The 12,625-nt window shown below is 33.6% G+C and carries 15 protein-coding genes; 12 read left to right on the top strand and 3 right to left on the bottom strand.

The features are described 5' to 3' along the window. The first annotated feature begins 398 nt into the window (after nt 1-398). The 4 genes from G7Y56_RS17835 to G7Y56_RS17820 all read left to right on the top strand — a co-directional run bounded on the left by G7Y56_RS17835 (nt 399) and on the right by G7Y56_RS17820 (nt 4,465). A complete protein-coding gene (locus G7Y56_RS17835) occupies nt 399-1,508 on the top strand; it encodes a Fic family protein (protein ID WP_165045728.1) in 1,110 nt (369 codons plus the stop codon). 1 nt (nt 1,509) lies between these two features. Next, on the top strand, nt 1,510-1,953 hold the full coding sequence (locus G7Y56_RS17830; protein WP_165045726.1) for an ATP-binding protein: 444 nt from the start codon (nt 1,510-1,512) through the stop codon (nt 1,951-1,953). Next, complete coding sequence (locus G7Y56_RS17825; RefSeq protein WP_165045724.1) at nt 1,950-2,717, top strand: tRNA(His) guanylyltransferase Thg1 family protein; 768 nt, start codon at nt 1,950-1,952, stop codon at nt 2,715-2,717. The genes G7Y56_RS17830 and G7Y56_RS17825 overlap by 4 nt, the downstream gene beginning before the upstream one ends. Before the next feature lie 530 nt (nt 2,718-3,247). Next, nucleotides 3,248-4,465, top strand: coding sequence for a site-specific integrase (locus G7Y56_RS17820; RefSeq protein WP_165045722.1), 1,218 nt, complete (start codon nt 3,248-3,250; stop codon nt 4,463-4,465). Between the two features lie 175 nt (nt 4,466-4,640). Here the strand turns inward: G7Y56_RS17820 and G7Y56_RS17815 are convergent, their stop codons facing one another. Beyond that, nucleotides 4,641-5,585, bottom strand: a complete 945-nt coding sequence (locus G7Y56_RS17815; protein ID WP_165045720.1) for a GyrI-like domain-containing protein — start codon at nt 5,583-5,585, stop codon at nt 4,641-4,643. Nucleotides 5,586-5,690: 105 nt separating this feature from the next. Here G7Y56_RS17815 and G7Y56_RS17810 point away from each other — a divergent pair, with 105 nt between their 5' ends. From G7Y56_RS17810 to G7Y56_RS17775, 8 genes are all read left to right on the top strand, one after another. Beyond that, on the top strand, nt 5,691-6,710 hold the full coding sequence (locus G7Y56_RS17810) for an EFR1 family ferrodoxin (protein ID WP_165045718.1): 1,020 nt from the start codon (nt 5,691-5,693) through the stop codon (nt 6,708-6,710). Nucleotides 6,711-6,782: 72 nt separating this feature from the next. Beyond that, nucleotides 6,783-7,013, top strand: coding sequence for a hypothetical protein (locus G7Y56_RS17805; protein ID WP_255498805.1), 231 nt, complete (start codon nt 6,783-6,785; stop codon nt 7,011-7,013). A 46-nt stretch (nt 7,014-7,059) separates the two neighbouring features. Then, complete coding sequence (locus G7Y56_RS17800; RefSeq protein ID WP_255498804.1) at nt 7,060-7,410, top strand: RteC domain-containing protein; 351 nt, start codon at nt 7,060-7,062, stop codon at nt 7,408-7,410. A gap of 152 nt (nt 7,411-7,562) precedes the next feature. Next, complete coding sequence (locus G7Y56_RS17795; RefSeq protein WP_165045714.1) at nt 7,563-7,898, top strand: helix-turn-helix domain-containing protein; 336 nt, start codon at nt 7,563-7,565, stop codon at nt 7,896-7,898. Nucleotides 7,899-8,201: 303 nt separating this feature from the next. Continuing rightward, nucleotides 8,202-8,789, top strand: coding sequence for a BfmA/BtgA family mobilization protein (locus G7Y56_RS17790; RefSeq protein WP_165045712.1), 588 nt, complete (start codon nt 8,202-8,204; stop codon nt 8,787-8,789). Between the two features lie 3 nt (nt 8,790-8,792). Next, entirely contained in the window at nt 8,793-9,614 is an 822-nt protein-coding gene (locus tag G7Y56_RS17785; RefSeq protein ID WP_165045710.1) for a DUF5712 family protein, read from the top strand. A gap of 94 nt (nt 9,615-9,708) precedes the next feature. Beyond that, nucleotides 9,709-10,575 carry a DUF4747 family protein gene (locus tag G7Y56_RS17780; RefSeq protein WP_165045708.1) on the top strand — a complete coding sequence of 289 codons (867 nt, stop codon included), beginning with the start codon at nt 9,709-9,711 and terminating at the stop codon, nt 10,573-10,575. 137 nt (nt 10,576-10,712) lie between these two features. Beyond that, entirely contained in the window at nt 10,713-11,198 is a 486-nt protein-coding gene (locus G7Y56_RS17775) for a hypothetical protein (protein ID WP_165045706.1), read from the top strand. On the opposite strand, the gene G7Y56_RS17770 is transcribed toward G7Y56_RS17775, so the two are convergent. Further along, entirely contained in the window at nt 11,179-11,838 is a 660-nt protein-coding gene (locus G7Y56_RS17770) for a nucleotidyl transferase AbiEii/AbiGii toxin family protein (protein ID WP_165045704.1), read from the bottom strand. The genes G7Y56_RS17775 and G7Y56_RS17770 overlap by 20 nt on opposite strands. Nucleotides 11,839-11,849: 11 nt before the next feature. Further along, nucleotides 11,850-12,287 (bottom strand): HigA family addiction module antitoxin, encoded by a 438-nt coding sequence (locus tag G7Y56_RS17765; RefSeq protein ID WP_165045702.1) that lies wholly within the window; start codon nt 12,285-12,287, stop codon nt 11,850-11,852. Nucleotides 12,288-12,625: the final 338 nt, after the last annotated feature.

Here is a 12,625-nt window from a genome sequence, read left to right as displayed (position 1 = left end):
AGGAATTTATAATGTTAATATTTGTTAGTAAAATGCAGGGCTTTATTAGAAGCTCTAGCGGATTTTACTTAACCGGTGGTATACTTTTCAATTATTTTAGTGGACTACTTTTCAATTATATTATACAGTATACCTTTTATTCATCTTCTAAACCTACGTAATTCGCTGTAATTTAATAAAATTAGCACAGCTACCAAATCGTTATCTCTATATTCGAGGATAACATCTTGTAGCCTAAATATTAAATAGCTAGCTTAGTATTTAATTTTGTAGGCTGTAATTTATCAGATATTAGGAATATCAAATAACATAACGAAACAATCCCCTCAATATTTGCGGAGAATAATTTTCTTATGCGGAGAATAATATTTATATTTACCGCATAATATGCAGTGAATATGAAAAAGATATATATTTGGCAGCAAAAAGATTGGACTAACTTCAAATGGGATGATAAAATTATATCCTATCAACTGGGTAAAGTCAGGGCTTTACAAGGACGGCTTGTAGGCAAGATGAGTGCACTTGGCTTTGATTTAAAAAACAAAGCAATTCTAGACACACTCACAACTGAGGTTACTAAATCCTCCGAAATAGAAGGGGAAATATTAGATAGTGATCAGGTTCGCTCATCTGTAGCCCGCCACTTGGGGATGGATATTTCAGGCTTGACCGAAGTTGACCGATATGTAGACGGAGTAGTAGAGGTAATGATAGATGCCACACAAAATTATAATCTGCCCCTATCAGAAGAAAGGCTTTTTGGTTGGCATGCAGCACTGTTCCCTACTGGAAGAAGCGGTATGCATAAAATAACTGTGGGAGATTGGCGAAAAGACGAAGGAGGAGCAATGCAAGTTGTCTCTGGTGCAATGGGAAAAGAAAAAGTACATTACCAAGCTCCTGATTCGTTAGCTGTACCCAAAGAAATGAGTACTTTTCTATCATGGGTCAATGATGACAATAAGATAGACCCTGTATTGAAAGCAGCAATAGCACATCTATGGTTTGTCACCATACATCCATTCGATGATGGGAACGGACGTATCGCCAGAACAATAGCGGATATGTTCCTGACTCGTGCCGATGAGATACCACACCGATTTTATAGTATGTCTTCACAAATACGAAAACAAAGAAAACAATATTACGATATTTTAGAAAAAACGCAGAAAGGCAGCCCTGATATAACGGAATGGCTGACTTGGTTTCTGGATTGTTTGGAAATTGCCTTGATTGACGCTGAAAGCTCATTGGGCAGGGTTTTATTAAAAGCCAACTTTTGGGAAAAGAATCGTTTAGTAAGTATGAATGACCGCCAAACTAAAATGGTAAACTTATTATGGGATGGATTTGAAGGAAAACTGACATCATCCAAATGGGCTAAAATAAATAAATGTTCAACAGACAGTGCTTTAAGGGATATTCAGGACTTAATAAATAAAGGTGTTCTGCAAAAGACAGATGAGGGTGGAAGAAGTACAAATTATGAATTAATTGAAGAATGACATGGTAGCAGTTATCTTTTGTGGAATTCAGGCTACAGGGAAGAGTTCCTTCTACAAGCAAAACTTTTTTAAGACTCATGTTCATATTTCCATGGATTTACTGAAAACCAGAAATAGAGAAAATCGCTTTATTGACCTTTGCTTGGAAACTGAACAATCATTCTTAATTGATAATACGAATCCTTCACGGAATGACAGAGGCAAATATATTGAAAAGATTAGAGAGAAGAGAGACTGTAAACTAATTTGCTATTATTTTCAGTCTAAAATAGAAGATGCATTAAACAGAAATACCGAACGCATAGGCAAAGAAAGGATTCCAGATGTAGGAATTAAAGCAACTTTTAACAAATTGGAACTCCCTTCTTTTGATGAAGGCTTTGACGAAATATATTATGTTGAGTTAATCGAAAACAAATTCATTATTAAAAATTGGGAAATATGAATTTTAATGAGTTAGATAAAAAGATGCGGGTATTTGAAACCATTCATGATCTATGCGTTTCTCCCGAAATATACATTGTTGCCCGTATCGATGGCAGGGGTTTTACTAAACTGACAAAAGAGAAAGTATCTTTTGAAACACCCTTTGATGTTCGTTTTAGAGATTATATGGTAGAGACAACAAAGCATCTAATGGATTGCGGTTTCAAAATTATATACGGATATACCCAAAGTGATGAGATATCCTTATTATTTCACCTAAATGACAATGGCTTCTCCCGAAAAACAAGAAAACTTAATTCTGTATTGGCAGGAGAAGCCAGTGCTAAATTTTCAGTTTTGCTTGGACAGCCTGCTGCTTTTGATTGCCGAATATCCGAACTGCCAAACATAGACTTAGTTATTGACTATTTCCGATGGAGAAATGAAGACTCACACAGAAATTCTCTAAATGCTCACTGTTATTGGCTGCTTCGCAAAAACGGATTGTCTAAAACAGAAGCTACGAAAGAAATCTCAGGAATGAGTATTCCTGATAAGAATGAGTTATTGTTTTCACATGGAATTAATTACAACGAGCTTCCTTCATGGCAGAAAAGAGGAACTGGACTTTATTCTAAATCAGTTCAAAAAGAAGGGATAAATAAAAAGACGAAAGAAAAGACTATATACACCCGTAATGAACTTTATATCGAATATGAGTTACCGATAAAAGAACAGTATGAGCAATTATTAAGAGGTCTTATTAATGAAAAAATAGTCTGATTTTTAAAGTCCCGAATTTTATTTAAAATAGTATCTTCACTTTATCGCAAGACATTCAGTTTTTAGATTTGGCAATGGATGATATGTAAGCAGAATTACTATTAATTAATTTGCTTTTTTAGTTTAGAATCCTAACTTTGTAGGTATAGAATCTCAGCAAAAATATAATCGACAGCAAAACGTTGAAAATATTTCGTGGGGAAAATAGTGGGAATTACTTCCAAGTAATGCTCTGATTTGTAGACAGAATAACGTTTCTGCAAAATATAAAGATTCCCAGCGGGATCACAAACAAATGATGCAAAAAGAAGTAAATCCTTGATTTTCAGTAGAAAATCAAGGATTTACTTCTTTTGTACAAATAGGCAGAAAACGGTAATTTCAGGCAGTATAATCATGCCTAAATCGTGGACAAGCAAGAGAATGAAAAATGGTCCACGATTATGAGTATTAGTCGCTATTTGTCAGTAATTTACATCATGACTACTTGATGGTTTAAACGTAATTTTAACCACCAAAAAAGTAGTAAAATGAAACAAAAATCTTTCCATGTTTTATTCTTTCTCAAAAAGAATAAAATCAAAGCAAACGGAGAAGCACCAATCTCAATGAGAATCACTGTAGACAAGCGGTTCTGTGAAATGTTTATCCGAAGAAGTACACTTGTCGAGAACTGGGATCAGACCAAAGGGAAGCTTAAAACCAAAGACAAGCTATCCACCGAGATCAATATGTATATCGATACGGTCAGAGCCAAGATTCAGAATATTCACAGGCAATTAGAAGCCGACAATCTCGAAATATCAGCAAAAGAGATTTGTAACCGCTTTTGTGGTGTCGAGGAAAAGCAGAAAACCCTTATAGAAGTTTTTGAAGAACACAACAAGGAAATCAAACAACTGCAAGGTAAAGGGTATGCTCAAAAAACAATTGTCCGTTTTGAAGGTACAGTCCGATATTTACAAGAATTCTTAAAAAAAGAGTATAAGAAATCAGATATCAACTTAAAAGATATTGACCTACCCTTCATTCAAAAATTTGACATCTTTCTAAAGACAGAAAAAAACTGTGCCCAGAATACAGCTATTACCCGATTGAAGCAAGTAAAGAAGATTATGCGTATAGCATATTCTAATGACTGGATACAGAAAGACCCATTCACAACATACAGATTTAAATTTGAGGAAACGAATGTAGAGTTTCTTACACAAGAAGAACTAAATTCTATAATTCAAAAGGAGTTTACTATCGAAAGATTAAGTACTGTAAAGGATATCTTCCTCTTCCAATGTTTCAGTGGATTAGCATTTTCGGATATTGAACAATTAAAACCAGAGCATTTGGTTAAGGATAACAATGGCTCATTGTGGATTCGCAAGAATAGGCAAAAGACCAACAATATGTGTAATATTCCTTTAATCACGGTAGCAAAAGCCTTGATAGATAAATATGCAGATCATCCAACTTGCATAAAAAACGGAGTTCTATTTCCAGTTCCGAGCAATCAGCGCATGAATAGTTATTTGAAGGAAATTGCCGATGTGTGCGGAATTACGAAGAAGCTTAGCACACACGTTGCTAGGCATACAGCGGCTACCATTGTGTTTTTAGCCAACAAAGTCTCATTGGAAAATGTCGCTAAAATCTTGGGGCATTCCAACATTCGCACGACTCAACATTATGCGAAAGTATTGGATAGTTCCATAATGAGAGATATTCAAGAGGTGGATAAACAATTTTCGCTCTAGGCTTCTTTTCTTTCATCTGAACACAAATGTATAATCAGAGAATAATACAGCAAGGTCAAGCCCTTCGGGTTTACTCAAAGAATCTTCCTTTTTTCAAAAGAGTATTCTTTGGTAAAACCTTGCTTTTATTATTCTCTTTTTAAATGGAGTGTTTATCAGTTGAAAAAAGGAAGAATTATTCAATAGGGATACACATTTGAACTTTATAAGGCTGGGAGAATAATAATGTGCGTGCTTTAGGCTTATACATTTCATAGATATAGCTATCTCTGAACTTTAAGTTTCTTTTGATTAAAGTCAAGTACATGGTGTTCCACGCTTTTTCAAAATCAACATCAAATAACTCAAAAATGCCGACTAAATATTTTCCTTCATCAATAACCATTTTACTGATACCTCTTTCAACCTTAATGTTAGCAGGAATAGTAATACACACACTTTGACGATGCTTATCCAATTTTGTTACTGACGGATCATCGTGATAAACAGTAAATAATTTGACCTCTGGAATATTTAATAGGTTGTTTTGAGTAGCCCAATTTAGTAATTTGTCATAGGTTTCACCAATTTGAAAAAAATCACCAATATAACGAATATAAGCCACTTGATATGCTGGCATTTTCTTAATTTGAATATCAGCATTTTCAATAATTAAATTATGCTCAAATACTGAAGTCTCAGTTTCTTTATAGTCAATAGTGTTATTTGTTCTATTTACTAATTCTCCTTTAATATTATAGAACTGTTTATCTTTGACATAGATCGCTTTTTCGAATTTACGAAACTTTTGGGCTGTCATATCAAAGTGCTTTTTGAAAGCTCGATTAAAGGAAGTATAATTTGTGAAGCCACAACTATAAGCGATTTCTATTATTGAAGTATCTTTATTCTCTTGAAGTAGCCTTGCTACTTTTTCGATTCGTAGTCTAAGAATAAAATCGGCAGGAGTTTCTCCTTCCAAAGCTGTAAAGATTCTGTGAAAATGAAATGGAGAAAAGTTTGCATAATAAGCAATAGTATCAAGGTTTAGGGGTTTATCTATATTTTTCTCAATATAAATGATAACCGAATTAATTCTCGATATATAGTCATTTAAACTTATTTCCTTCCTATTTGCCATAATATTGTAAAACTACATAAAATACTCAAGTACATGTTAGCAAGAAATGTAAGTTTCTGATAATTAATTTGCTTTATTTTTATATTTAATACACGATTTGCCAATATGAAAGCGATTCAAAAAATAATATTATTCTATTTTTCTGGAACTGGAAATTCGAAAAGAGTTGCTCAATGGTTCTCTGAATTTGCTATGGAGAAGGGTATTTTCTGTCAATTAGTTGATATTGAAAATATAAATAGCAGTAGTTTAGAAATGATTGAACCTGATTGTTTAATAGGAATTATTTCACCCATACATGGATTCAATTATCCAAAAATCACACTCAATTTTATCCATAGACTTCCGAAAGGGAAGAATCGTGTGCTGCTGATGAATACTAGAGCAGGAATGAAAGTAAGGGGAAAAGTTACTCTCGGATTAACTGGAGTAGCTTTTATATTGTCCTCTCTTATTTTGAAGAAGAAAGGATATAAAATTATCGGAGAAATTCCCTTTGATATGCCTTCGAATTGGATTTCTATACATCCCGCAATCAGAGAGAAATCAGCACAATTTATTTTCGAAAAGAACTATATCAGAGCAAAGAAGCATTTCGAGAAGCTTTATTCACAGAATAGAAATTTTGTCGCACGAAAAGACATTATTCAGGATGTACTTATATCTCCTGTCTCATTTACTTATTATGCGATAGGTAGATTTTTCCTAGCAAAATCGTATTATGTTTCATCGGAATGTACAAATTGTAATTTATGCATAAAGCAATGCCCTGTTAAGGCTATTAAGAAAGTCAACGATCGTCCTTTTTGGACTTTTAGATGTGAAAGTTGTATGAAATGTATGAATAATTGTCCCACCAATGCGATAGAAACAACACATGGACTATGGATAGTCGTATTTTATTTTACTTCAGTCTTATGTACATATATATTCCATAACATCTTACCTGAATCTATACAATATTGGGCAGTGGACTTTTTATTTTTCAACGTAATATTAATTGGCTTGACAAGTGCATTTTACAGAGTACAGCAAGTTTTATTAAAAAATCGGTTTATCTCGAAATTAATTTCATTTACATCACTTACTCATTATAAATTTTGGAGAAGATATAAATGCAACTAGAATACAATCATTCGGCATACATGGATTTATCAAAATAGAATCCAATTTATTCACCATTTTAAAATTATGCTTATGAATGATCTATGTAAAACCGAGTTATTTAACTTATTAAAGAACAACTCACAAACAGTCGCAAACCAAGAAATGCAACAAGCCTATGAAAACTTTGTAGCAGAAGTATTAACCTTAAATCAATCCGAAACAGGCTATCAGACAGTCTTTCGATTATTGAATCTAACTCGTATAGAGCTCCAAGCATTACAAACACAAATCTTATACGAGCAGGGGAAAAAATGCGTTTAAAAATCAGTATTGTCAGAAAGTAATTACTGTTATTGACTCTGAATTAGTGCTATTGGAAACAAGATTCTCTCATCCTGAACGGTTTATTAAAGAACAAACATTCAAATCCGATTTATATATAATTCCTAAGTCAGATGATGGCTTGGGAATTATTAGTTTTGTAGAGTTGGTGGTTGCCTTATTCCTTCTTGGAGGAATATATATGAAAGGAGGACGTAAAGCGACACTGATCGAGATTGCAAGAGCCTTTGAGCAAATGTTCAATTTTAAATTTGGAGATATATACAAGAAACAAGTCAAGTTATTTGACCGCAAAGGGTACAATCTTACCAAACTATTGGATTCTTTACGAAACTTACTTAATAAAGAAAGCCGAAAGAGAAATAATGAAAAATAATGAACTTTTATTTCTTTGACTATTAACTTATTACAAATATGAAATGGGGAGGTCACTGGTGACCTCTCTTTTTATCTGTCCCCATTTGTCTGTCCTTTGCTTTACCAATCGATTGGAATTAATCAGATTATTAATTTCAAAAACAATGTATTATGTATTTAGATAATGAGGACTTTATTCAATGGATGGAGAAATTATCAAAGAAGCTGACAATTATAGGAAGTGACTTAAAAGCAATGATGGCAACAGGAGAAGCATTTGCCAATGATGATAAGCTGTTAGATAATCAGGATCTGGCATTTCTCCTAAAGGTCAGCTATCGGACTCTCCAAAGATATCGGGATAGTGGTCAACTTCGCTATTTTCTTGTCAGGCGAAAGACCTTTTATCGCATGGCAGATGTGAAAGATTTTATTCAATCCTATGCCTCGAAAAAAGAGATTGTGATGTTCAACAAGGGCATAGAAGAGGACAAGATACTGAAATGATTCTGCTTTCTTCCATCTAAGCAGAATAGAGCAAAATGGTGAGGGCTGTGTTTGGCTCATCACCCTCCCTAAAGACTCCGTATTTAGCAGAAACACCTTCGCTCAACCGCTCAGATTGTTTAGCTAAATTGAGCAAGAGGGAACTGGACTATCGTCCTGTTCTCCTCTTGCCCTGCGGGGCAAAGCCTTCGGCTTTAGTGCTTTATCTGAAAGCACTGTTATAACACTTGCTATAATTCGAATTGATATACAATTCTATTTGAGTAAGTTAGATATATGAATAACTATAAAATAGTTATAACAATGGAAAAACAGAATAGAAAAACTATATTTACCACCATAGCGATAGATAAGGAAACGGACAAAATAATAGAGAAACTCTGTAAACGATATTCACTGAAAAAAGGAGAAATTACAAAATTAGCTTTTCTGTATCTGGATAAGGCAAATATCAATCCAAGTGAAGTTCCTGAATCAACAAAAGCGGAACTAGCGAAGATCAATAAACGGCAGGATGATATTATCCGTTTTATCCGACACTACGAAGAAGAACAACTCAATCCGATGATACGCACAAGTAATTCTATAGCCGTAAAGTTCGATACAGTTGTTAAAACTATATCCGAAAAACTGGATTCAGAAATAGCCAACTCAAAAGATACGCTTGTTAACGTATTGAGGAAGTTGGATGAACAGTTCGGTAAAGTAGCCGATGTTATAACAAACCATTCCAAAGTTATCAACAGCCTATCCCAAGTACAGCAGAGGGATAATAAGAAGCTACTAAAGCTGATCTCTCTTTATTCGGAGTTGTCAGCCTGTGGAGTGATGGATGGTAAACGAAAAGAGAACCTAAAGTCTGAAATTATAAATCTGATAAATGAAAAGTAAGCCATGAATGTAGACTTTCCGCCACCGTCTAAGGGTACATATAACAATGCAGGCAGTAGCCGAAGATTGGCATCGTACCTTGAACACGAAGATATGGAGCGTATGGAGAAAGGTATTTATACCGAAGGCTTTTTCAATCTGACGGAAGATAACCTATATAAATCACAAGTAGTAAAAGATATAGACGGCAATATCGGTCAGCTACTAAAAACGGATGCCAAGTTTTATGCTATTCATATTAGTCCATCGGTTAAGGAGTTGCAAGCAATGGGCAATACCGAACAGAAACAAGCCGAAGCCATGAGAAGATATATTCAGGAAGTGTTTATTCCAGAATATGCCAAGAACTTCAAAAAAGGTTTGTCCGCAGAAGATATTAAATTCTATGGCAAGATACATTTTGATAGAAGCAGATCAGATAGTAACGAAAATAATATGCACTGTCATTTGATAGTTAGCAGGAAAGACCAATCGAATACTAAGAAATTATCTCCATTAACCAATCATAAAAACACAAAAAAAGGAACGGTTAAGGGAGGTTTTGATAGGACGAATCTCTTTCAGCAAGTAGAAAAAGGCTTTGATATCTTGTTTAACTATGACAGGCAATTAACAGAAACCTTTGAATATTGTAACACAATGAAGAACGGCAGTATAACTGAACAACTTAAAATGCAGGAACGACAAATTGTCGATGAAAGAAAAGATAGGCAAATAGGCTTAGATGTAGATAAGCAGATAGGCAAAAGTGCAGACGAGAAACAAAAGATAGATGTTGACAGACAGCAAGAGAATAAGAATCGAAGTAAGGGATTGAAAATGTAATTAAACGTGGATAAATTGGAATATAAAACATATGCATCTCATATATTTTTGTAACTTGCATAAGTTAATCATTATTAATTCTAAATCTTGACTTATGAATAGAAGAACTTTACTTGAAGGAGATCGCCTCAAAAAAGGGACTTTACGTTTTTTAAATATCCGTATTTTACCAAACGAAGGGCAGAATGATTATATTAATTTGTTTCACAAACTTTTTGAAAAAGATTATGCAGTACTTGTACGTAGAGAAAAATACATAGTTTTTAATTCATTATTATCATATTTGGATGGTCGAGTATTACAAGGAAAATTAGTAGAATATACAGGTCTTGAACCAAATGGTTTTCTAGATTTATTACGCAAAGAAAGGGTTGAGAATCCAGAGGGATTTGATAATTTAGGTGCAAATCATCGAACAACCTTTTTTTATTTTATCCCTGAAGCTCATAGATTTGCAATTCTGAAGAATAGCTCAATTAGTCCATCTGCAATTAAGAAATATTTTGAAGGGGCAACAAGAAGATATTTAGATGAAGAAAATATTCTAGAGCAAGAAATATTTATTGATATTGAAACCTCTAAAGACTTTATTGATATTATTGAAGGTGCTTTCAAAGTTTTATCTATAAAGAGTGAGTTCACTTATAGTAATAGAGATTTGTCGGAAAAATTCACTAAGATTTTTCAAAATAAGATTGAAAGTTCGGGAGCTAACAAAGCTAATGTTGGACTTCAAGCTCCAAGGGGAGGTAATATTGATGTAGGTGATGATTCTTTAGGGAAAGCGATAATAGAAACCGCAAAAAGTAATGGAGAAGTTGAGGCTAGAATAATAAAAATGGAGGGAAGTAGCCCAGAAAAGGTATATACCGAAGATTATCCTAAAGAAGAAAAAATATCTTATACATTAAACTCTATACATAATGTTGTATATAATAAAATAATGTCATTATTTAGATAAAATAAAAGATGCCAAAATTTGGGTGGAAGGGAGTTTTTGAGCACTATACTTTAGGGGATTTTTATGAAGATTCAAAGTTGTCATTTATTATATCACTAATAATATGCTTACTTATGTTCTTTTTTAAAGAGGTCTCGATGTATATTATTTTAAAGGAAATTCTATCAACTTGCTTTACTTTAATTCCTAGTATACTTGCTTTTTTGGTTGCAAGCTATGCTATAATTACATCTTTCTTTAGTAGCAATAAAGCAGATCAGTTATCTGAGACCGACGAAGGCAATACATTGTTACACGATTTAAATTCGTCATTTTCTGCTGCTATTTATTTTCTGATTATCACTCTCTTACTTATCATTATTATAAAATTTGTTGCTATTCTGGAAATTCCCTCCATGTATGAAGTTGAAGTCAACTCAATTTGTGCTTTTCTAATAATATTCTTTCTGTTATTTTCTATATTTAGAATAAAAGATGCGGTTTCGGATATATATAGTATTGGTAAGGCTTCTATTCTTTTACGACCGTGCACTTATTCAGATGAAGACAAGAAAGAGGAAATAAAAAAAGGTAATAATAATTCAAGTAAAGCTCTAAAGACAATTAAAAAAAAGAAAAAGTAACCACTTCTACAAAATCCAACTTCACCAACTCCCATTCTTTCCCTTTCAGGCAGATAGGATCAATATCCTCATCGGCAGAAGTGAAATCTGTAAAATTAGCAATAATCTGATCCCGATCATGAGTATATTCATGGCGTTGTTGATGTAGCTCTAACATTTGAGGAATTGTGTAAGTATTCAAAAGTTCGTGTAAATCCCAAAAGTCCTTTTTGCGACCACCACGAGAAACAACATCGACTTTCATAGCAACAACATCGTCAAGACTTGCAATCCGAATGTTATCGATAATATCGCAAGGATCAATAATCTCATCATGGTAATATAAATCGACCTTTATATTTTCATCTTCCGACTCTCCAACATAATATGACCGGCCAAAACCTATAAGATCGGTTTTGTCCGTACAGTAATAATAGGGGTAATTCTCCTGAAAGAATTTTTCATAAACAGAGAAGTTCAAGCTGCCATAAGGAGCATTGGTAAATAAGTCTATATCGACCGATATTCTATGCCCTAACCGTAAACTAAGGGAAGTACCACCAACCAAATAGAACGGTTCAAATATAGGATTAGCCATTATATCGTTGAGAGTTTTTCTCAACAAAGGTGTGACAGTTTCATAATGAAGTGTGATAGCCATCGTTTTGAATTTTATTTCATTGATAGATTATAATATCGGGTAATTTCCTCAATTTCGTCTTTACTTCCTCTTTCAAAAACACGTTTAATTACAGCATTTTTGTATTTAGCCCAATTGATTTTATTAAAATCGGTATCCCAAAATAAAGACTTGCGAATATGAGGGGCTTCTGTATAAATATTTGCTAGCTCTTTATCCTTAAACTGTTTTATATCATAATGGGTTTGAAGAATCGCAAAAAAACCTTCCTCATACCCTAATACCTGATCTATTTTAAGAGCCTGTTCAGTAGTTAGATCACGTCTACCTGCTATAATCGCATTAATGGTTTGATATGGAATAGCCGTTTCCTCAGCCAACGCACGTTGAGTGAGGTTCTTCTTATTCAGTTCTCTTTCGATAAACTTTCCCGGATGAATACCTTTTATTATTTCAATGAGATTATTCATAAACAACACTTTTTACAAAGATAAACAAATATGTTTACTTTTAGTTTATTCTATCAAAAAAATTACTACCTTTACAGTACCGCCACAAGAAGTTGTGAAGTAAGCAGAAAAATAGTGAAATACAATCGTAGCCTAAGTCAAGGACTACTTTTTAGACATCATGTAAACTGGCTTGTATAGCTGAGTTGAAGATATAAGACCCGTCCCAGCGGGATCACATAAAGATCAGAAAATCAACGACTTATTTCTGACAAAACAAGACAAAACTCTCTAAGATAGATTCTTAGGGAGTTTTTTTTATTCTCTCCCCAAGACATAATCAGCCATTTAAATGCCGA

Source organism: Dysgonomonas sp. ZJ709 (genome assembly GCF_011039195.1).
Classification (GTDB): Bacteria; Bacteroidota; Bacteroidia; order Bacteroidales; family Dysgonomonadaceae; genus Dysgonomonas.
Note: the sequence above shows the minus strand (reverse complement) of the source record. Positions and strands in the feature narration are given on the sequence as shown.